Origin of the sequence: Micromonospora sp. WMMD712 (assembly GCF_029581295.1) — a bacterium.
Classification (GTDB): Bacteria; Actinomycetota; Actinomycetes; order Mycobacteriales; family Micromonosporaceae; genus Micromonospora; species Micromonospora carbonacea.
Genome location: NZ_CP120743.1, coordinates 7,055,196 through 7,078,286 on the forward strand (window position 1 = coordinate 7,055,196; position 23,091 = coordinate 7,078,286).

The following is a 23,091-nucleotide window of genomic DNA, read 5'->3' on the forward strand; positions in this document are numbered from 1 at the left end:
ACGGCGATGACCGACGTACTGATCGTGGGCTACGGCCCGGTGGGCCAGGTGGCGGCGATCCTGCTCGCCCAGCGGGGCTTCACCGTGCAGGTGGTGGAGAAGTGGGCCACCCCGTACAGCATGCCCCGCGCCGTGTCCTACGACGGCGAGGCCAGCCGCATCCTCGCCGCCTGCGACCTCGGTGACACCCTCGACCCGGTGTGCGAGCTGTCCGGCGAATACACCTGGAAGAACGGCTTCGGCCGCACCCTGCTGCACGTCAAGGTCGCCGAGGACGGCCCGACGGGCTGGCCCGACTCGATCTCCTTCTACCAGCCCGGCCTGGAGGCCGCCCTCGCCGCACGCGGCGCGGTCCTGCCCGGCGTGCGGGTGCTGCGCGGCGTCGAGGTGACCGACCTCGCCGACCACGGCGACCACGTCGAGGTGGCCGCCGTCGACGCCGACGGCACGCCCCACGCGTTCACCGCCGACTGGGTGCTCGGCTGCGACGGCGCGAACAGCTTCGTCCGCCGCTGGCTCGGCGCGACCGTCACCGACCTCGGGTTCGGCTACGACTGGCTGGTCTGCGACGTCGTGCTGAACGAGCCCGTCGAGTTCAAGCCCAACAACCTCCAGATCTGCGACCCGGCCCGCCCCCGCACCGCCGTCTCCGCCGGCCCCGACCACCGGCGCTGGGAGTTCATGCGGGTGCCGGGGGAGACCCTGGCGGAGTTCCAGACCGAGGCCAGCGTGTGGCGGCTGCTCGGCCTGTTCGACATCACCCCCGACACCGCCCGGCTCGACCGGTACGGCGTCTACACCACCCAGGCCTGCTACGCCGACACCTGGCGCTCCGGCCGGGTGTTCCTCGCCGGGGACGCCGCCCACGTCATGCCGCCGTTCCTCGGCCAGGGCATGAGCTCCGGCTTCCGCGACGTCATCAACCTGGCCTGGAAGCTGGACCTGGTGCGCCGGGGACTCGCCGACGCCAGCCTGCTCGACACGTACGAGGTGGAACGCAAGGCGCACGTGCAGCACGCCATCCGGATGTCCATCGACTCCGGCAGGGTGATCTGCGAGACCGACCCGAAGCAGGCCGCCGGCCGCGACTCGGTGATGCTCGCCGCGCTGCGCCGCCGCACCCAGGCCAGGCACGCCCGGTCGCTGCGCGAGGCCATCGTCGACGGGGTGCTGCACCGCCGCCCCGACGGCACGCCGGCCCCCCACGCCGGCGACCCCGCGCCCCAGGGGCGGGTGGCCGCCGGCGGGCGCACCGGGCGCTTCGACGACGTCGTCGGCGGCGGCTTCGTGCTGATCACCCGCGCCGACCCGGGAGCCCCCGACCCGGCCGCCACCCTCGACGCCGACGCCGCCGCGTTCCTCGACGACCTCGGCGTCCGCCGGGTCACCGTCCGCCCCGCCGACGCCGACGCGGCCCCCACCGACGTGGTCGACCTCGACGGCGTCCACCTCGGCTACCTGGCCGGCGCGGCCGCCGACGCCGTGCTGGTCCGGCCCGACTTCTACGTCTTCGGCGTCGCCGCCGGCCCCACCGGCCTGGCCGCCCTGGTGGACGACCTGCGCCAGCAGGTCTCCGCCCGGGTGCCGCAACCCTGACCACCTGCTGCGCAAGGAGTGACATGCTGGAGAACCTCCGCACCCTCGGCCGGGTCATCCGCACCCTGGCCACGAAGGACCCGGTGACCCGGGTCCGCCGCTTCTACGAGATCCAGTCCCCGAACGTGGAGTTCGCCGCCCGCACCACCCGCTACATGAACGTCGGCTACTGGGAGGACGGCGTCACCAGCCTCGACGTGGCCGGCGAGGCGCTGGCCATGAAGCTGGCCGACGCGGCCGGCTTCAAGCCCGACGACACCGTCCTCGACGTCGGCTTCGGCTACGGCGACCAGGACTTCGCCTGGCTGCGCGAGCGCCGCGTCGCCAAGGTGCACGGCATCAACGTCACCCCCCGCCACGTCGAGCACGCCCAGCAGCGGGCCCGCCGCGAGGGCCTCGCCGAGCAGGCCGAGTTCCAGCTCGGCAACGCCCTCGCGCTGCCCTTCGCCGACGGCACCTTCGACCGGGTCGTCGCCCTGGAGTCGGCGTTCCACTTCTATCCGCGCAGCGCCTTCTTCGCCGAGGCGTTCCGGGTGCTCAAGCCCGGCGGCACCCTCGCCACCGCCGACATCATCCCGCTCAGCAACGACACCGCCCGCATGTCGATCAGCTCGGGACCGCTGAGCTTCATCAAGTTCAGCATCCCCGACGAGAACTGGCACGACCGCGCCGGCTACGCCGAGCAGCTCACCGCCGCCGGCTTCGGCAACGTCGACGTGCAGTCCATCCAGGACCGCACCTGGGAGGGCTGGCGGCGGTTCCAGGCCAGCCGCCCGTCCGACCCCGCGTTCCAGGCCGAGGCCGACCGCAGCGCCGTCAAGGGCATGGCCAACCACTGGCGCGACGAGACGCTCATCAAGAAGGAACTCGCGCTGCTCGACTACGTCATCGCCGTCGCGCACAAGCCGTGACGCCGACGCGGCCCCCGCCGGTGTCCGGCGGGGGCCGCGCCACGAACCACCGCGGTCAGGACACCGGCGTACGCGCCAGAGCCGCCGAGATCGTGCGCAGGATCGCCGGCTGGTGCTGCGCCAGGAAGAAGTGCCCGCCCGGGAACACCTGAAGGTCGAACGCGCCCGTGGTGTGCCGCTCCCACGCCCGCGCCTCGTCGACCGTCGTCTTCGGGTCGGCGTCGCCCGTGAACACCGTCACCGGGCAGCTCAGCTTCGGGCCCGGCGTGTACTCGTACGTCTCCGCCGCCCGGTAGTCGTTGCGGATCGCCGGCAGCGCCGCCCGCAGCAGCTCCGCGTCGCCGAGCACCGCCAGGTCCGTGCCGCTGAGCTTGCGCACGTCGGCGAGCAGCCCCTCGTCGTCGAGCAGGTGCACCGTCTCGTGCCGGGGGCAGGACGGGGCCCGCCGCCCGGACGGGAACAGGTGCGCCGCCGGAGCGCCCGTCTCCGCCTCGATCAGTCGCGCCACCTCGAAGCCCAGCGTCGCGCCCATGCTGTGCCCGAAGATCGCCAACGGCTGGTCCAGCCACGGCCGCAGCACCCCGAACACCTGTCGGGCCAGCTCCGGCAGGTTGTCCACGCACGGCTCCTGGCGGCGGTCCTGCCGCCCCGGATACTGGATGGCGAGCACCTCCACGGCCGGCGACAGCGCCCGCGACACGGGGAAGTAGAAGCTCGCGGACCCTCCGGCGTGCGGCAGGCACACCAGCCGTCGCGCCCCGGCCGGCGCCGGGTGGAACCGGCGGACCCACAGGCCGTTGTCTGAGTCGGTCATGCGTACACGCGGTCCTTCCAGCGGTCGTGCCGGGATCCGCCGGCACCGGTGCGATCAAAAGGACGCTAATCGGATCCACCGGGGGCGGCCACCCCTAGCGGACCGCCGCGCGGGTTAGGGGTTGTCGCAGGTCATCGCGACGCCATAACTTTCCCCGGCAGAGGGGACCCGGGGCTGCCGGCCGCATTGTGCAAAGGACGTAGAACCGATCTGGCCTGAGGAATTCGCGCATTCGTCCCGTCGCCTGCGTCAGGTCTCCGCCGGCCACCGCGATGGGTCAGGTTGATGGACACCGAAGAGAAGCTCCGGGAGTATCTGAAGAGGGTCACCACCGACCTGCGGCGGACCCGGCAACGCCTGCGCGACGTCGAGGACGCCGCCGGGCAGCCGATCGCCATCGTCGGGATGGCGTGCCGCTTCCCCGGCGGGATCACCTCACCCGACGCGCTGTGGGACCTCGTCGCGGCCTCCGGCGACGCCGTCGGCCCCTTCCCCGCCGACCGGGGCTGGGACCTCACCGACCTGCACGACCCGACCCGGGAACGCCCCGGCACCTCCTGCGTCGCCGAGGGCGGCTTCGTCCACGACGCAGGTGACTTCGACCCCCGGTTCTTCGGCATCTCCCCCCGTGAGGCCCTCGCCATGGACCCGCAGCAGCGGCTGCTGCTGGAGGTGTCCTGGGAGGCGTTCGAGTCCGCCGGCATCGACCCGACCGGGCTGCGCGGCGGCCGCGTCGGCGTGTTCGCCGGCCTCACCCACGGCGACTACGCCGCCGGGGCCGCCGACGTGCCCGACGGCGTCGTCGACTACCTCGGCCTCGGCAACGCCGGCAGCATCAGCTCCGGCCGGGTGGCGTACGCCCTCGGGTTCGAGGGCCCGGCCGTCACCGTCGACACGGCGTGCTCGTCGTCCCTGGTGGCCCTGCACCTCGCGGCGCAGTCGCTGCGCTCCGGCGAATCCGACCTGGCCCTGGCCGGCGGCGTCACCGTGATGCCCACCCCCGCGGTCTTCGTCGACTTCACCCGGCAGGGCAACCTGTCCATGTCGGCCCGGTGCAAGGCGTTCGCCGACGGCGCCGACGGCACCGCCCTCGCCGAGGGCGTCGGCATCCTCCTCGTGGAACGCCTCGACGACGCCCGCCGGCTCGGTCACCGTGTCCTCGCCGTGGTGCGCGGCTCCGCCGTGAACCAGGACGGCGCGTCGAACGGGTTGACCGCGCCGAATGGTCCGTCGCAGCAGCGGGTGATCCGGCAGGCCCTGGCCAACGCCCGGTTGTCGCCGGCCGACGTGGACGTGGTGGAGGCGCACGGCACGGGCACCACGCTGGGCGACCCGATCGAGGCGCAGGCGCTGCTCGCCACCTACGGCCAGGACCGTGCCACGCCGCTGCTGCTGGGATCGATCAAGTCGAACCTCGGCCATCCCCAGGCCGCCGCCGGCGTGGCAGGTGTGATCAAGATGGTGCAGGCGATGCGGCACGGCCTCGTCCCCGCCACCCTGCACGTGGATGCGCCGTCGTCGAAGGTGGACTGGTCCTCCGGTGCGGTGGAGTTGGTGACGGAGTCGACGCCGTGGCCGGTGGTGGACCGGCCGCGTCGGGCGGCGGTGTCGTCGTTCGGGATCTCCGGGACGAACGCGCACGTGATCGTGGAGCAGGCGGAGCCGGTCGACGCTGAGGGGTCCGGGCCGGTGGGGTTGCCGGTGGTGCCGTGGCTGGTGTCGGCGCGCACGGCCGACGCCCTCGCCGGGCAGGCGGGCCGGCTGGCCGGGCACGTCCGGGAGCAGTCCGGGCTGCCGCCCGTCGACGTGGGCTGGTCCCTGGCCACCTCGCGGGCCGCCCTGGAACACCGCGCCGTGCTCCTCGGCACCGACCGCGACGCTCTGCTGTCCGGCCTGGACGCGCTGGCCGCCGGCGAGACCGCCCCGGGTGTGGTGACCGGTGAGGTGGCCTCGGGTCGTCGGGCGTTGTTGTTTGCGGGTCAGGGTGCGCAGCGGTCGGGGATGGGTCGGGAGTTGTATGAGCGGTTCCCGGTGTATGCGGAGGCGTTCGATCGGGTGTGTGCCCTGTTCGTGGGTCGCCTTGATCGTCCGTTGCGGGAGGTGGTGTTCGCGGAGCCGGGCTCCGACCTGGCTGCATTGTTGGATGAGACGGCTTATACGCAGGCGGGCTTGTTCGCGGTGGAGGTGGCCCTCTACGAGTTGCTGGCGTCGTTCGGGGTGACGGCTGACTATCTGGTGGGGCATTCGATCGGTGAGGTGACGGCTGCCCATGTGGCGGGTGTGTTGTCGTTGGAGGATGCGTGCGTTCTGGTGGCGGCGCGGGGTTCGTTGATGCAGGCGCTACCGTCCGGCGGCGGGATGTTGGCGGTCGGCGCGGCCGAGGCTGAGGTGCGGGCGCTTGCCGGTGGCGGTGTGGACGTGGCGGCGGTGAACGGTCCGCGGTCGGTGGTGTTGTCGGGGCCGGTCGCCGATCTGGACGTGATCGCCCAGCGGTGCGCGGAGCGGGGTTGGCGGGTGAAGCGGTTGTCGGTGAGTCATGCGTTCCATTCGCGGTTGATGGAGCCGATGCTGGCCGGGTTCCGCGCGGTGCTCGACGGTTTGGCTTGGCAGACGCCGAGGTTGCCGGTCGTGTCGAACGTGACGGGCAGGGTCGTCGAGGCGGGGGAGATCACCGACCCCGGGTACTGGGTGCGGCATGTGCGGGAGGCGGTTCGGTTCGGCGATTCGATCGCCACGCTGCTGGGGTTGGGGGTCAGCAGCTTCGTGGAGGTGGGGCCGGATGCGACGTTGACGGCGATGGCCGCCGACACGCCCGTCGACCGGCCGGTGCACCTGGTGGCGGCGTTGCGCCGCGACCAGCCGGACACGATGGCGCTGGTCACCGCCCTGGCGAAGCTGCACGTCACCGGCACGCCCGTGGACTGGGCGGCGTGGTTCACCCACACCGGCGGCCGGCCCCGCACCGTGGACCTGCCCACCTACGCCTTCCACCACCAGCGCTACTGGCTCGACGCCGCCCCGTCCGGTGCCGACGCCTCCGGCCTCGGGGTCCGCAGCGCCGGGCACCCCCTGCTCACGGCCGAACTCGTCACCGCCGACGCCGACACCCGCCTGTACGGCGGCCGGCTGTCGGTGCGTACCCAGCCCTGGCTGGCCGACCACGTCGTGTGGGGCTCCGTCGTCGTGCCGGGCACGGCGCTCGTGGAGCTGGCCCTGCACGCCGGGGCGCAGGCCGCCTGCGACACCCTGGAGGAACTGACCCTCGCCGCCCCGCTCGTCCTGCCCGAGCAGGGGGCCCGCGCGGTGCAGCTCAGCCTCGCCGCCCCCGACGAACACGGCCGCCGCCAGGTCGCCATCCACTCCCGGCCCGCCGACGATCCGCGCGGCGACTGGACCCGGCACGCCGACGGCGTCCTCGCCCCCGGCGGCGGCGACGCGCCCGAGGCGCTCACCGAATGGCCGCCCGCCGACGCCACCGCCGTGCCCGTCGAACCGATCTACGCCCAGCTCCACCGCCTCGGCGTCGACCACGGGCCGACCTTCCGGGGGCTGCGCGCCGCATGGCGTACCCCCGATGCCGTGTTCGCGGAGGTCGCGCTGCCCGACGGCGTCACCGCCGACGGGTTCGGTCTGCACCCCGCGCTGCTGGACGCGGCGCTGCACGTCGTCGGCCTCACCGACGCCGACACCGCCGACGAGACCGCCGGGGCCCGACTCCCGTTCGCCTGGTCGGGCGTCGCGCTCGCCGCCGTCGGCGCGACCCACCTGCGGGTACGCGTCACCCGCGCCGGCTCGGCCGTCGCCCTCGCCCTCGCCGACGCCACCGGCGCGCCCGTCGCCCGGATCGGCTCGCTCGTCTCCCGGCCCGTCGCCGCCGACCAGCTCGACGCGACCGGCCCCGCCGACCTGCCCCTGTTCGACCTGCGCTGGACCGCGCTGCCCCTGCCGCCCCGCCCGGCGGGCGGCATCGTCGCGCTCGACGCCCCCGCGCTGGCCCCCGGCGGGCTCCCCGCGCTCGCCGACGCCGTCGACGCCGGCCGGCCCGACCCCCGGTTCGTGCTGCTGCCCGCCGCCGACACCCCGCCCGGCGACCCCCTCGACGCCACCCGTGCCCGGCTCGCCGCCACCCTCGCCGCAGTCCAGGGTTGGCTGGCCGACGACCGGCACGCCGACCGCCGGCTCGTCGTGCTCACCCGCGGCGCGGTCCCCGCCGACGCCACCGGCGACGTGACCGACCTGCCCGGCGCAGCCGTCTGGGGCCTGGTGCGCTCCGCGCAACTGGAACACCCCGGCCGGTTCGTGCTGGTCGACCTCGACCCCGACACCGGCCGCCCCGACGGCGAGGTCGACCTGCTCGGCCGCGCCCTGGCCAGCGACGAACCCCAGCTCGCCCTCCGCGCCGGCCGGCTCCTCGCGCCCCGGCTCACCCCCGCCGAACCCGACCCCACGGGGGCCGTCGACCTCCTCCCCGACGGCACCGTGCTCGTCACCGGCGCCACCGGCACCCTCGGCGGACTCCTCGCCCGCCACCTCGTCACCGCCCACAAGGTCCGGCACCTGCTCCTCGCCGGCCGGCGCGGCGGCGACGCCCCCGGGGCCGCCGACCTCCTCGCCGACCTCACCCGCCTCGGCGCGCACGCCCGCTTCGTCGCCTGCGACGTCGCCGACCGCGACCAGGTCGCCGCGCTGCTCGCCACCGTCGCCGCCGAACATCCCCTCACCGGCGTCGTGCACGCCGCCGGGATCCTCGACGACGCGACCGTCACCGCGCTCACCCCCGAACGGATCACCGCCGCGCTGCGCCCCAAGGCCGACGCCGCCTGGCACCTGCACGACCTCACCCGGCACCTGGACCTGCCGATGTTCGTGCTGTTCTCCTCCATCGCCGGCCCCCTCGGCGGCCCCGGGCAGGGCAACTACGCGGCGGCCAACGCGTTCCTCGACGGACTCGCCCAGCACCGGCGCGCCGCCGGCCTCGCCGCCACCTCCCTGGCCTGGGGGCTGTGGGAGGCCGGCAGCGGCATGACCCGAGACCTGGGGGCCGCCCGCCGGGAACGGCTGGCCCGCCAGGGCATCGCCCCCCTCGGCACCGACCAGGCGTTCGCCCTCTTCGACGCCAGCCGCAGCAGCCGGCAGCCGCTGCTGCTGCCCGTCCGCCTCGACGTCGCCGCGCTGCGTGCCCTCACCACCGTCGACCACCTGCCCGCGCCGCTGCGTGGCCTGGCCGGCGTCGGCGCGCGGCGCAGCGCCGCCGGGACCGCCGCCCCGGCGGGCGGCTTCCGCGACCGGATCGCCGCCGGCCCCGACGCCGACCGCCGGCGGCTCGTGGAGGAACTCGTCACCGGCCAGGTCGCCGAGGTCCTCGGGTACGCCACGGCCGCCGCCGTCGGCCCCGGCCAGTCCTTCACCGAACTGGGCTTCGACTCGCTGACCGCCGTGGACCTGCGCAACCGGCTCACCGCCCGCACCGGGCTGACGCTGCCGGCGACCCTCGTCTTCGACCACCCCACCCCGGAGGCGCTCACCGGGCACCTGGTGGCACAGCTCGGCCCCGGCCGGTCCGCGCCCACCATCCTCGACGAACTGGACCGGCTGGAGGCGGCGTTCGCCGCGACCCCGGCCGACGACCTCGCCGAACTCACCGCCGACGAGGAGACCCGCGCCGCCGTCACCACCCGGCTCCGGGCGCTGCTCACCCGCTGGGGCGGCGACACCGGTGACACCGCCGGCGTCGCCCAGGTGATCGACGACGCCAGCGACGACGAACTCTTCGACTTCATCGACAGCACGTTCGGTCGTTCCTGACCGGCGTACCGCCCGCTTGCCGACCAACGCGACAGGTGAATCCCGATGGCGAACGAAGCCAAGCTCCGTGAGTACCTCAAGCGCGTCACCGCCGACCTCGCCGAGACCAGCGAACGCCTCAAGGCCGCCGACGCCAGGAACCACGAGCCCATCGCCATCGTCGGGATGAGCTGCCGCTACCCGGGCGGCGTCCGCTCCCCCGAGCAGCTGTGGGAACTCGTCGCCACCGCCACCGACGGCGTCACCGGCTTCCCCACCGACCGGGGCTGGGACACCGACGCCGCGTACGACCCGACCGGGCAGCGGCGGGGCAGCACGTACGCCCGCGAGGGCGGGTTCCTGCACGACGCCGGTGACTTCGACCCGGAGCTGTTCAAGGTCTCGCCGTACGAGGCCCTCGCCATGGACCCGCAGCAGCGGCTCATGCTGGAGGCGTCCTGGGAGGCGATCGAGGACGCCCGCATCGACCCGCTGTCCCTGCGCGGCAGCCGCGTCGGCGTGTTCGCCGGCATGATGTACCACAACTACGCCGCCGGGCTGGCCGAGGTGCCCGAGCCCCTGGACGCGTTCATCGGCGGCGGCACCGCCAGCAGCGTGCTCTCCGGCCGGGTCGCCTACACGTTCGGATTCGAGGGGCCCGCCCTCACCGTCGACACCGCCTGCTCGTCGTCGCTCGTCGCGCTGCACCTCGCCGTGCAGTCGCTGCGCTCCGGCGAGTGCACCCTCGCGCTGGCCGGCGGCGTCACCGTGATGACCACCCTGGAGACGTTCGTCGACTTCAGCCGGCAGCGCGGCCTGGCCCCCGACGGGCGGTGCAAGTCGTACGCCGAGGGCGCCGACGGCACCGGCTGGTCGGAGGGCGTCGGCGTGCTCGTCGTGGAACGGCTGTCCGACGCCCGCCGGCTCGGTCACCGTGTCCTCGCGGTGGTGCGGGGCAGCGCGGTGAACCAGGATGGTGCGTCGAACGGGTTGACTGCGCCGAATGGTCCGTCGCAGCAGCGGGTGATCCGGCAGGCCCTTGCCAACGCCCGGTTGTCGCCGGCGGACGTGGACGTGGTGGAGGGCCACGGCACGGGCACGACCCTGGGTGACCCGATCGAGGCGCAGGCGCTCCTGGCGACGTACGGGCAGGGGCGCGAGACGCCGCTGCTACTCGGGTCGATCAAGTCGAATCTGGGTCACACGCAGGCGGCGGCGGGCGTGGCCGGTGTGATCAAGCTGATCCAGGCGATGCGGCACGGTGTGGTGCCGGCGACGCTGCACGTGGATGCGCCGTCGTCGAAGGTGGACTGGTCCTCCGGTGCGGTGGAGTTGGTGACGGAGTCGACGCCGTGGCCGGTGGTGGACCGGCCGCGTCGGGCGGCGGTGTCGTCGTTCGGGATCTCCGGGACGAACGCGCACGTGATCGTGGAGCAGGCGGAGCCGGTCGACGCTGAGGGGTCCGGGCCGGTGGGGTTGCCGGTGGTGCCGTGGTTGGTGTCGGCGCGTTCGGCGGAGGCCCTGGCGGGGCAGGCGTCCCGCCTGGTCGGGCACGTCCAGGACAATCCCGGACTGTCGCCGGTCGACGTGGGCTGGTCCCTGGCGACGTCGCGGGCGGCCCTCGACCACCGGGCGGTGCTTCTCGGCACCGACCGTGACGACCTGCTGTCCGGCCTGGAGTCGCTGGCGTCGGGTGCGGCTGTCCCGGGTGTGGTGACCGGTGAGGTGTCGTCGGGTCGTCGGGCGTTGTTGTTTGCGGGTCAGGGTGCGCAGCGGTCGGGGATGGGTCGGGAGTTGTATGAGCGGTTCCCGGTGTATGCGGAGGCGTTCGATCGGGTGTGTGCCCTGTTCGTCGACCATCTCGGCCGTCCGTTGCGGGAGGTGGTGTTCGCGGAGCCGGGTTCGGACCTGGCTGCCCTGTTGGATCAGACGGCTTATACGCAGGCGGGCCTGTTCGCGGTGGAGGTGGCCCTGCACGAGTTGCTGGCGTCGTTCGGCGTGACGGCCGACTATCTCGTGGGGCATTCGATCGGTGAGGTCACCGCCGCCCACGTGGCGGGTGTGTTGTCGCTGGAGGACGCGTGCGTTCTGGTGGCGGCGCGGGGCTCGTTGATGCAGGCGCTACCGTCCGGCGGCGGGATGTTGGCGGTGGGTGCGCCTGAGACCGAGGTGCGGGCGCTTGCCGGTGGCGGTGTGGATGTGGCGGCGGTGAACGGTCCGCGGTCGGTGGTGTTGTCGGGGCCGGTCGCTGAGTTGGATCGGGTCGCGGGGGAGTGCGTCGGGCGGGGTTGGCGGGTGAAGCGGTTGTCGGTGAGTCATGCGTTCCATTCGCGGTTGATGGAGCCGATGCTGGCCGGGTTCCGGTCGGTGCTCGACGGTTTGGCTTGGCAGACGCCGAGGCTGCCGGTCGTGTCGAACGTGACGGGCAGGGTCGTCGAGGCGGGGGAGATCACCGACCCCGGGTACTGGGTGCGGCATGTGCGGGAGGCGGTCCGGTTCGGCGACGCGGTCACCACCCTGCACGGGTTGGGGGTGACGTCGTTCGTGGAGGTGGGGCCGGATGCGACGTTGACGGCGATGGCCGCCGACACGCCCGTCGACCGGCCGGTGCACCTGGTGGCGGCGTTGCGCCGCGACCAGCCCGACACGATGGCGCTGGTCACCGCCCTGGCGAAGCTGCACGTCACCGGCACCCCCGTGGACTGGGCCGCGTGGTTCACCCACACCGGCGGCCGGCCCCGCACCATCGACCTGCCCACCTACGCCTTCCAGCACCAGCGCTACTGGCTCGACGCCCGCACCCGCCCCCACGGCCCCGTCGGGCCTGACGCCGACCCGTGGCGGTACCACGTCACCTGGCAGCCCCTGCCCGACCACTCCCGGCGGGAACACGACGACCTCCTGCTCGTCGTGCCCGACGACGGGGCGGCCGCCCGGTGGGCGACCGCGCTCGCCGCGCCCGGCGTACGGGTGCTGCGGGTCGCCGCCGACCGGGACCGGGCCGGCCTCGCCAGCGACCTCGCCGACGCGTACGCCGACGGCCAGGGACGACCCGGCAGCGTCCTGTCGCTGCTCGGCCTTGCCCCCGGCGCGCATCCCGACGCCGGCTCCGTGCCCGCCGGCCTCGCCCACACCGTCGCCCTCGCCCAGGCCCTCGGCGACTCCGCCATCCCCGCCCGGCTCTGGATCGCCACCCGGGGCGCGGTCTCCGTCGACCCCCGCGACCAGCCCGTCGACTGCGACCAGGCGGCCCTGTGGGGCTTCGGCGGCGTGCTGTGCGCCGAGCACCCCCAACGCTGGGGCGGACTCGTGGACCTGCCCCCGACCGCCGACGCGCGCGGCGTACGACAGGTGCGCCGGCTGCTCGGCGGCGAGCGCGCGGAGGACCAGCTCGCGGTGCGCGCCACCGGCGCGTACGCCCGGCGGTTGACCCGCGCCCGCCGGCCCGCCACCCCCGCGCGCGCCTGGACCCCGCGCGGCACCACCCTCGTCACCGGCGGGACCGGCGCGCTCGGCGGGCACGTCGCCCGCGCCCTCGCGGCGGCCGGAGCCGAGCATCTGCTGCTGGTCAGCCGCCGTGGCCCCGACGCCCCCGGCGCGGCCGCCCTCGTCGGGGAACTGACCGCCCTCGGCACCCGTGTCACCGTCGCGGCCTGCGACGCCGCCGACCGGGACGCCCTGCGCGACCTGCTCGCGGCGATCCCCGCCGACCTGCCGCTCACCGCCGTCGTGCACACGGCGGCGGCGCTCGACGACACCGTGGTCGACGCCCTCACCGTGGACCGGATGGCGACCGCCCTGCGCGCCAAGGTCGACGCGGCCCGCCACCTCGACGAACTGACCCGGGGCCACGAGCTGTCCGCGTTCGTGCTGTTCTCCTCCCTCGCCGGCACCATGGGCGGACCCGGGCAGGCCAACTACGCCCCCGGCAACGCCTGGCTCGACGCCCTCGCCCAGCGTCGCCGCGCCGAAGGGCTGCCCGCCACCGCCATCGCCTGGGGGCTGTGGGCCGACGGCGGCGTCAGCGCCGGCGACTTCGAACGCCGGATGGCCCGCAACGGCTTCGGCGCGATGGACCCCGCCACGGCCGTCCGCGTGCTCACCGAAGCGATCGAGGACGACGAGACCCACCTCGTCGTCGCCGACGTCGACTGGGACCGGGTGGCGGGCAGCGCCGCCGGCCGCCGCCCCGACCCGCTGATCCGGGGACTGCTGACCGCGCCGCAGGTCACCGACGCCGCCACCGCCGACCGGGCCGCCGGCGGCGGCGCCCTGCGGGACCGGCTCGCCGGGCTCACCGACGCCGAGCAGCTCGACGCCCTCCGCGACCTGGTGCGCGCCGAGGTGGCGGCGGTGCTCGGCCACGGCAGCGCCGACCGGGTGCCCGCCGAACGCGCGTTCCGGGACCTCGGCTTCACCTCGCTGACCGCCGTCGAGCTGCGCAACCGCCTCGACGCGGCCACCGGGCTCACCCTGCCCGCCACGCTCGCCTTCGACCACCCCAACCCGACCGCCCTGGCGGCCCACGTCCGCACCGAGCTGCTGGGCGGCCACTCGCCGTCCGCGACGACCCCGACGGTACGACCCGTCGACGACGACCCGATCGTCATCGTCGGCATGGGCTGCCGCTTCCCCGCCGGGGCCGGCTCGCCGGAGGAGTTCTGGCGGCTGCTCGCCGACGGCGTCGACGCCATGTCGGACTTCCCCACCGACCGGCACTGGGACCTGACCGCGCTGCACCACCCCGACCCCGGGCATCCCGGGGCGTCGTACGTGACGCAGGGGGCGTTCCTCACCGACGCGGGCGCGTTCGACGCCGAGTTCTTCGGCATCTCCCCCCGCGAGGCCGTCGCCATGGACCCGCAGCAGCGGCTGCTGCTGGAGGTGTCCTGGGCGGCGATCGAGGACGCCCGGATCGACCCCCTCACGCTGCGTGGCGGTCGCGTCGGCGTCTTCGCCGGCACCAACGGGCAGGACTTCGACAACCTCATCCGCAACGGCGGCGAACAGCTCGCCGGCTACGGTGCCACCGGTGCCTCCGCGAGCGTGCTGTCGGGGCGGGTGGCGTACTCGTTCGGGTTCGAGGGGCCGGCGGTCACCGTGGACACGGCGTGCTCGTCGTCGCTGGTGGCCCTGCACCTGGCGGCGCAGTCGCTGCGCTCGGGCGAATGTGACCTCGCGCTGGCCGGCGGCGTGACCGTGATGGCCACCCCCGGCGCGTTCGTCGAGTTCTCCCGGCAGCGCGGGCTGTCCGCCGACGGGCGGTGCCGGTCGTTCGCGGAGTCGGCGGACGGGACGGGGTGGGGCGAGGGCGTCGGGGTGCTGCTGGTGCAGCGCCTGTCGGACGCCCGCCGGGACGGCCGTCGGGTCCTCGCGGTGGTGCGGGGCAGCGCGGTGAACCAGGATGGTGCGTCGAACGGCCTTACCGCGCCGAATGGTCCGTCGCAGCAGCGGGTGATCCGGCAGGCCCTTGCCAACGCCCGGTTGTCGCCGGCGGATGTCGACGTGGTGGAGGCGCACGGCACCGGCACGACCCTGGGCGACCCGATCGAGGCGCAGGCGCTCCTGGCGACGTACGGGCAGGGGCGCGAGACGCCGCTGCTGCTGGGCTCGGTGAAGTCGAACCTGGGCCACACCCAGGCGGCGGCGGGCGTCGCCGGGATCATCAAGATGGTCCTCGCCCTGCGACATGGCCTGGTGCCGGCAACGCTGCACGTGGATGCGCCGTCGTCGAAGGTGGACTGGGCGTCGGGCGCGGTCGAGTTGGTGACGGAGTCGCGTGAATGGCCGGTGGTGGACCGGCCGCGCCGGGCCGCTGTCTCCTCCTTCGGGATCTCCGGGACGAACGCACACGTGATCGTGGAGCAGGCGGATCCGGTGGAGGCCGTGGAGGCCGGGGTCGGGTCGTCCGGGCCGGTGGAGTTGCCGGTGGTGCCGTGGCTGGTGTCGGCGCGATCGGCCGACGCCCTCGCCGGGCAGGCGGCGAGCCTGGCGGACTTCGTCCGGGAGCGTTCCGGGTTGTCTCCTGCCGACGTGGGTTGGTCCCTCGCCACGTCACGGGCGGCGTTGGAGCACCGGGCGGTCGTCCTCGGGACGGGCCGGGACGACCTGTTGTCCGGGCTCGACACGGTGGCGTCGGGTGCGGCTGCCCCGGGTGTGGTGACCGGTGAGGTGGCCTCGGGTCGTCGGGCGTTGTTGTTTGCGGGGCAGGGTGCGCAGCGGTCGGGGATGGGTCGGGAGTTGTATGAGCGGTTCCCGGTGTATGCGGAGGCGTTCGATCGGGTGTGTGCCCTGTTCGTGGGTCGCCTTGATCGTCCGTTGCGGGAGGTGGTGTTCGCGGAGCCGGGTTCCGACCTGGCTGCATTGTTGGATGAGACGGCTTATACGCAGGCGGGTCTGTTCGCGGTGGAGGTGGCCCTCTACGAGTTGCTGGCGTCGTTCGGGGTGACGGCTGACTATCTGGTGGGGCATTCGATCGGTGAGGTGACGGCTGCGCATGTGGCGGGTGTGTTGTCGTTGGAGGATGCGTGCAGGGTGGTGGTGGCGCGGGGTTCGTTGATGCAGGCGTTGCCTGCTGGTGGCGGGATGTTGGCGGTGGGTGCGCCTGAGGCTGAGGTGCGGGCGCTTGCCGGTGGCGGTGTGGATGTGGCGGCGGTGAACGGGCCCCGGTCGGTGGTGTTGTCGGGGCCGGTCGCTGAGTTGGATCGGGTCGCGGGGGAGTGCGTCGGGCGGGGTTGGCGGGTGAAGCGGCTGTCGGTGAGTCACGCGTTCCACTCGCGGTTGATGGAGCCGATGCTGGCCGGGTTCCGCACGGTCCTGACCGGCCTGGCTTGGCAGACGCCGAGGCTGCCGGTCGTGTCGAACGTGACGGGCAGGGTCGTCGAGGCGGCCGAGATCACCAACCCCGACTACTGGGTGCGGCACGTGCGGGAGGCGGTCCGGTTCGGCGATTCGATCACCACCCTGCACGGGTTGGGGGTGACGTCGTTCGTGGAGGTGGGGCCGGATGCGACGTTGACGGCGATGGCCGCCGACACGCCCGTCGACCGGCCGGTGCACCTGGTGGCGGCGTTGCGCCGCGATCAGCCGGAGACGACGGCCCTGGTCACCGCCCTGGCCCGGTTGCACGTCACCGGCACGCCCGTGGACTGGGCGGCGTGGTTCACCCACACCGGTGGGCGGCCCCGCACCGTGGACCTGCCCACCTACGCCTTCCACCGCAGGTGGTACTGGCCCGAGCCCGCGTCGGCTGCCGACGGCACCCCCCGAGCGGGCGACGACGTCGACGAGCGGTTCTGGGCGGCGGTGGAGCGGGAGGACCTGACCGGCCTCGGTGCGGAGTTGGCGGCGGAGCAGTCGCTGAGCGACCTGTTGCCGAAGCTCGCCCGCTGGCGGCGGGCGGGTCAGCAGCGTTCGACCGTCGACTCGTGGCGCTACCGCATCGAGTGGCGGCCCGCTCCGACCGTACCGTCGGCGGGGTTGACCGGGACGTGGCTGGTCCTCGTGCCACCGGCGCAGGCCGACCACCCCCTCGCCGAGGGCCTGGCCGAGCAGGGCGCGGAGGTCCTGACGGTCGGCCTCGACCCGACGGGGACGAGCCGGGACGACGCGGCCGGGCGGCTGCGGGCCGCGCTGCCCCGCCCGGGTGAGGTCGCCGGGGTCCTGTCGCTGCTGTCGCTGCCCGGGGAAGCAGACGGGGAAGCGGGCGTGGCCGAGAGCCTCGCCGTGATCCAGGCGCTGAACGACTGCGGCGTGGGTGGCCGGGTGTGGTGGGTGACCCGCGGCGCGGTGTCGGTGGGCAGGTCGGACGCGCCGGTCGACCCGGTCGCGTCGGCGGTGTGGGGCGTGGGCCGGGTGGCGGCGTTGGAGGAGCCGCGTCGGTGGGGTGGTCTGGTGGATCTGCCGGGCGTGGTGGATGCGCGGGTGGTTCGTCGGGTGTGTCAGGTGTTGGCGGCGGGTGTCGAGGATCAGGTGGCGGTGCGGTCGTCGGGGGTGTTCGTGCGGCGGTTGGCGCGGGCGGGTGGTGACCCGGTGCGGCGGGAGTTTCGGTTGTCGGGGACGGTGTTGGTCACGGGTGGTACGGGGGCGTTGGGCGCTCGGGTCGCCGGGTGGGCGGTGGGTGCGGGTGCGGGGCATGTGGTGTTGGTGAGTCGGCGTGGTGAGCGGGCTGCGGGTGCGGGGGAGTTGGTGGAGCGGTTGCGGGCGTCCGGGGCGCGTGTGACGGTCGCGGCGTGTGACGTGGCGGACCGGTCGGCGCTGGGGGCGCTGCTCGACGGCCTCGCCGACGCGGGTGACCCCGTCCGCGCCGTCGTGCACGCCGCCGGAGCGCCCCAGTTCACGCCGCTGGGCGACGTCACGCCGGACGAACTGCGCGACGTACTCCGCGCCAAGGTCGACGGGGCTGCGCACCTCGACGCGTTGCTGCCGGAGCTGGACGCGTTCGTGGTGTTCTCGTCGATCGCCGGGGTGTGGGGCTCGGCCGGGCAGGCCGGCTACGCGGCGGCCAACGCCTACGTCGACGCCCTCGTCGCGCGCCGACGGGCCCGGGGCGCCGCCGCCACGGCCGTGGCGTGGGGCCCGTGGGCGGGTGCCGGCATGGCCGTCCAGGGCGAGGCGCAGGAACAACTGGCCCGCCGGGGGCTGCCGGCGATGGACCCGGAGTTGGCGGTCACCGCGTTGCAGGCGGCTCTCGACCGGGACGACACGAGCGTCGTCGTCGCCGACGTCGCCTGGGACCGGTTCGCCGCCTCGTTCACCGCCCTGCGGCCCAGCCCGCTGCTGGACGAGATTCCCGAGGCGCGTTCCGCGTCGCCCGACACCGCAGACGCGGGCGAGGAACAGGCCCAGCTCGGCCGCCGGCTCGCCGCCCTGACACCCGCCGAACGGGACACCCACCTGCTCGACCTCGTACGCGCCCAGGTGGCCGCGGTGCTCGGGCACGCGACGCCGGACGCCGTCCCCGCCGACCGGGCGTTCCAGCGGCAGGGCTTCGACTCGTTGACCGCGGTGGAGCTGCGCAACCGGCTCACCGCCGAGACCGGCCTCGCCCTGCCCAGCACCCTCGTCTTCGACCACCCGACGCCGCTGGCGCTCGTCGCCCACCTCGCCGCCGAGCTGACCGGCATTCCGGCCGGGGCGGCCGAGCGGGAGCGGGTCACGGCCGTCGACGACGACCCCATCGTGATCGTCGGCATGGCCTGCCGCCTGCCCGGCGGAGTCGACACCGCCGACGAGCTGTGGGACATGGTCGCCGCCGGCCGCGATGGCATCTCCGACTTCCCCCTCGACCGGGGCTGGGACAGCTTCCTCGACGGCCGGCTGTCCGACACCTCGTTCCCCCGCCAGGGCGGCTTCGTCTACGACGCGGGGGCGTTCGACGCCGGGTTCTTCGGCATCTCCCCCCGCGAGGCCCTCGCGATGGACCCGCAGCAGCGGCTGCTGCTGGAGGTGTCCTGGGAGGCGGTCGAGTCGGCGGGACTGGACCCGTCCCGCCTGAAGGGGGAGCGGGTCGGCGTCTTCGCGGGCGCCAGCTTCCAGGGGTACGCGTCCACGGCCATGGGCCGGGACCAGGAGGTCGGCGGTCACCTGCTCACCGGCAACGCGACCAGCGTGCTGTCGGGGCGGGTGGCCTACTCGTTCGGGTTCGAGGGGCCGGCGGTCACCGTGGACACGGCGTGCTCGTCGTCGCTGGTGGCGTTGCACCTGGCGGCGCAGTCGCTGCGCTCGGGCGAGTGCGACCTGGCCCTCGCGGGCGGCGTGACGGTCATGGCGTCGCCGGCGACCTTCGTCGAGTTCGCGAAGCAGGGCGGCCTCTCCCCCGACGGGCGGTGCCGGTCGTTCGCGGAGTCGGCGGACGGGACGGGGTGGGGCGAGGGTGTCGGGGTGATCCTCGTCGAGCGGCTGTCCGACGCCCGGCGTAACGGTCACCGTGTCCTCGCGGTGGTGCGCGGCTCCGCCGTCAACCAGGACGGTGCGTCGAACGGGTTGACCGCGCCGAATGGTCCGTCGCAGCAGCGGGTGATCCGGCAGGCCCTGGCCAACGCCCGGTTGTCGCCGGCGGACGTGGACGCGGTGGAGGCGCACGGCACGGGCACCACGCTGGGCGACCCGATCGAGGCGCAGGCGCTGCTGGCGACGTACGGGCAGGGGCGGGGCGACGCCGCGCCGCTGCTGCTCGGCTCGGTCAAGTCGAACATCGGCCACACCCAGGCGGCGGCGGGTGTCGCCGGTGTGATCAAGGTGGTGCAGGCGCTGCGGCACGGCGTGGTGCCGGCGACCCTGCACGTGGAAGCGCCCTCCACGAAGGTGGACTGGGCGTCGGGCGCGGTCAGCCTGGTCACCGAGCGCCGCGAGTGGCCGGCGGTGGACCGGCCACGCCGGGCCGCCGTCTCCTCGTTCGGCATCTCCGGGACCAACGCCCACGTGATCCTTGAGCAGGCGGAGCCCGTCGAGGCCGAGCCCTCCGGGCACGTCGACCTGCCCGTGGTGCCCTGGCTGGTGTCGGCGCGCACGCCGGAAGCCCTGGCCGCGCAGGCCACCCGGCTCACCGAGCACCTGAGCCCCGACGCGGGGCCGGCGGCGACGGACGTCGCCTGGTCGCTGGCGACCGCCCGCGCCACCCTGGAACACCGCGCCGTTATCCTCGGCACCGACCGCGCCGACCTGCTGTCCGGTCTGGAGTCGCTGGCGTCGGGTGCGGCTGCCCCGGGTGTGGTGACGGGTGAGGTGTCGTCGGGTCGTCGGGCGTTGTTGTTTGCGGGTCAGGGTGCGCAGCGGTCGGGGATGGGTCGGGAGTTGTATGAGCGGTTCCCGGTGTATGCGGAGGCGTTCGATCGGGTGTGTGCCCTGTTCGTGGGTCGCCTCGATCGTCCGTTGCGGGAGGTGGTGTTCGCGGAGCCGGGTTCGGATCTGGCGGCCTTGTTGGATCAGACTGCTTATACGCAGGCGGGTCTGTTCGCGGTGGAGGTGGCTCTGCACGAGTTGCTCGCCTCGTTCGGGGTGACTGCCGACTATCTGGTGGGGCATTCGATCGGTGAGGTCACCGCCGCCCACGTGGCGGGTGTGTTGTCGTTGGAGGACGCGTGCGCGTTGGTGGCGGCGCGGGGTTCGTTGATGCAGGCGTTGCCTGCTGGTGGCGGGATGTTGGCGGTGGGTGCGCCTGAGGCTGAGGTGCGTGCGTTGGCCGGTGGCGGTGTGGATGTGGCGGCGGTGAACGGTCCGCGGTCGGTGGTGTTGTCGGGGCCGGTCGCCGATCTGGACGTGATCGCCCAGCGGTGCGCCGAGCAGGGTTGGCGGGTGAAGCGGTTGTCGGTGAGTCACGCGTTCCACTCGCGGTTGATGGAGCCGATGCTGGCCGGGTTCCGCGCGGTGCTCGACGGTTTGGCTTGGCAGACGCCGAGGCTGCCGGTCGTGTCGAACGTGACGGGCAGGGTCGTCGAGGCGGCCGAGATCACCGACCCCGGGTACTGGGTGCGGCATGTGCGGGAGGCGGTTCGGTTCGGCGATTCGATCGCCACGCTGCTGGGGTTGGGGGTCAGCAGCTTCGTGGAGGTGGGGCCGGATGCGACGTTGACGGCGATGGCCGCCGACACGCCCGTCGACCGGCCGGTGCACCTGGTGGCGGCGTTGCGCCGCGACCAGCCCGACACGATGGCGCTGGTCACCGCCCTGGCGAAGCTGCACGTCACCGGCACGCCCGTGGACTGGGCGGCGTGGTTCACCCACACCGGCGGCCGGCCCCGCACCGTGGACCTGCCCACCTACGCCTTCCACCACCAGCGCTACTGGCTGCACGACGCGCCGCCGGCCGCCGCCGTGACCACCACTGGGAGCTCGGCGACCGACGAGCGGTTCTGGGCGGCGGTGGAGCGGGAGGATCTGACCGGCCTCGGTGCGGAGTTGGCGGCGGAGCAGTCGCTGAGCGACCTGCTGCCGAAGCTCGCCCGCTGGCGGCGGGCGGGTCAGCGGCGTTCGACCGTCGACTCGTGGCGCTACCGCATCGAGTGGCAGGCCCTCCCCGAGACGCCGGGGAGGCTGACCGGCACCTGGCTGGTGCTGGTGCCGTACGACGGGGTCGGTGCCTCGGTGCTCGCGGCCGTGACGGAGGGGATCGCCGAGGCCGGGGCGCAGGTCCGGACGCTGACGCTCGACGGCCCGGCGGACGACCGCGAACTGGTGGCGAAGTCGCTCCGTGACGTCGGCGAGGTCGCCGGTGTGGTGTCGCTGCTGTCGCTGGCCGGCGTCGGCGTGGGCGAGGCGCTGGGGGCGGTGCAGGCGCTGGCCGCCGCCGACCTGGGCGGCCGGGTGTGGTGGCTGACCCGGGGCGCGGTGTCCGTGGGCGCGTCGGACGGGCGCGTCGACCCGGCCGCCGCTGCCGTCTGGGGCGTGGGCCGGGTGGCGGCGTTGGAGGAGCCGCGTCGGTGGGGTGGTCTGGTGGATCTGCCGGGCGTGGTGGATGCGCGGGTGGTTCGTCGGGTGTGTCAGGTGTTGGCGGCGGGTGTCGAGGATCAGGTGGCGGTGCGGTCGTCGGGGGTGTTCGTGCGGCGGTTGGCGCGGGCGGGTGGTGACCCGGTGCGGCGGGAGTTTCGGTTGTCGGGGACGGTGTTGGTCACGGGTGGTACGGGGGCGTTGGGCGCTCGGGTCGCCGGGTGGGCGGTGGGTGCGGGTGCGGGGCATGTGGTGTTGGTGAGTCGGCGTGGTGAGCGGGCTGCGGGTGCGGGGGAGTTGGCGGAGCGGTTGCGGGCGTCCGGGGCGCGGGTGTCCGTTGCCGCCTGTGACGTGGCGGACCGGTCGGCGCTGGGGGCGCTGCTCGACGGCCTCGCCGACGCGGGTGACCCCGTCCGCGCCGTCGTGCACGCGGCGGGGGCGGCGCACTCCACCCCGTTGGGCGAGCTGACCGTCGACGAGCTGACCCACGTCCTGCGCGGCAAGGTCGACGGGGCTGCGCACCTCGACGCGTTGCTGCCGGAGCTGGACGCGTTCGTGGTGTTCTCGTCGATCGCCGGGGTGTGGGGCTCGGCCGGGCAGGCCGGCTACGCGGCGGCCAACGCGTATCTCGACGGGTTGGTGGCCCGGCGGCGCGCCCAGGGTGCCGCCGGGACCGCGGTGGCATGGGGCCCGTGGGCCGGCGCGGGGATGGCGCACGGCGAGCAGCAAGAACAGCTCGGCCGCCGGGGGCTGCCGGCGATGGACCCGGAGTTGGCGGTCACCGCGTTGCAGGCGGCTCTCGACCGGGACGACACGAGCGTCGTCGTCGCCGACGTCGCCTGGGACCGGTTCGCCGCCTCGTTCACCGCCCTGCGGCCCAGCCCCCTGCTCGGCGGCATCCCCGAGGCGGGCGCAGCCGGCGGCCCGGAGACGCCGCCGCCGTCGGACGCCGGTGCCCCGCAGCGGCTGCGGGACCGGCTGGCCGCCGCCGGCGACACCGAGCGGGACCGGATCCTGCTCGACCTGGTACGCGGCACCGCCGCCACCGTGCTGGGGCACCGCAGCCCGGCGGCGATCCGGGCCGCCCGGGGCTTCCTGGACCTCGGCTTCGACTCGCTGACCGCGGTGGAGCTGCGCAACCGGCTCACCGCCGAGACCGGCCTCGCCCTGCCCAGCACCCTCGTCTTCGACCACCCGACGCCGGCCGCGCTCGCCGAGCACCTGCGCGCCGAGTTGGTGCCGCACGGGGCGGCCACCCCGGTCGTCGCCGAGATCGAACGGCTCGACGAGCTGCTGCGAACCGTGCCGGGGGAGCGCCGCGACGACGCGGAGATCACCCGCCGCCTGGAGGACCTGCTGGCCCGCTGGCGGGGCGACACCGTCCCGTCGTTGCCCACCCCCACGTCGCCCGCCTCTGTGTCGCCCGTCCCCGCGTCGCCCGCCCCCACCGAGGCGGGGTCCGACGACCTCTCCACCGCCACCGAGGACGACATCTTCGCCATCATCCAACGAGAGTTCGGCAAGTCCTGACCCACCCATCCCACTCGGGGAGGGCGCGGT

At 74.4% G+C, this 23,091-nt stretch carries 5 protein-coding genes; 4 read left to right on the plus strand and 1 reads right to left on the minus strand.

Annotation, left to right across the window (positions count from 1 at the left end; translation table 11 throughout):
• Positions 1 to 6 precede the first annotated feature (6 nt).
• On the plus strand, positions 7 to 1,596 hold the full coding sequence (locus tag O7633_RS30520) for a bifunctional 3-(3-hydroxy-phenyl)propionate/3-hydroxycinnamic acid hydroxylase (protein WP_282324861.1): 1,590 nt from the start codon (positions 7 to 9) through the stop codon (positions 1,594 to 1,596).
• 23 nt (positions 1,597 to 1,619) lie between these two features.
• Complete coding sequence (locus O7633_RS30525) at positions 1,620 to 2,507, plus strand: class I SAM-dependent methyltransferase (RefSeq protein ID WP_278133561.1); 888 nt, start codon at positions 1,620 to 1,622, stop codon at positions 2,505 to 2,507.
• Positions 2,508 to 2,562: 55 nt separating this feature from the next.
• Here O7633_RS30525 and O7633_RS30530 read toward each other — a convergent pair whose 3' ends face one another.
• A complete protein-coding gene (locus O7633_RS30530) occupies positions 2,563 to 3,321 on the minus strand; it encodes an alpha/beta fold hydrolase (protein ID WP_282324862.1) in 759 nt (252 codons plus the stop codon).
• A 285-nt stretch (positions 3,322 to 3,606) separates the two neighbouring features.
• Here O7633_RS30530 and O7633_RS30535 point away from each other — a divergent pair, with 285 nt between their 5' ends.
• Together O7633_RS30535 and O7633_RS30540 are read left to right on the plus strand one after the other, a co-directional pair.
• Positions 3,607 to 9,126 carry a type I polyketide synthase gene (locus O7633_RS30535; RefSeq protein ID WP_282324863.1) on the plus strand — a complete coding sequence of 1,840 codons (5,520 nt, stop codon included), beginning with the start codon at positions 3,607 to 3,609 and terminating at the stop codon, positions 9,124 to 9,126.
• Between the two features lie 45 nt (positions 9,127 to 9,171).
• On the plus strand, positions 9,172 to 23,061 hold the full coding sequence (locus O7633_RS30540; protein WP_282324864.1) for a type I polyketide synthase: 13,890 nt from the start codon (positions 9,172 to 9,174) through the stop codon (positions 23,059 to 23,061).
• Positions 23,062 to 23,091 lie beyond the last annotated feature (30 nt).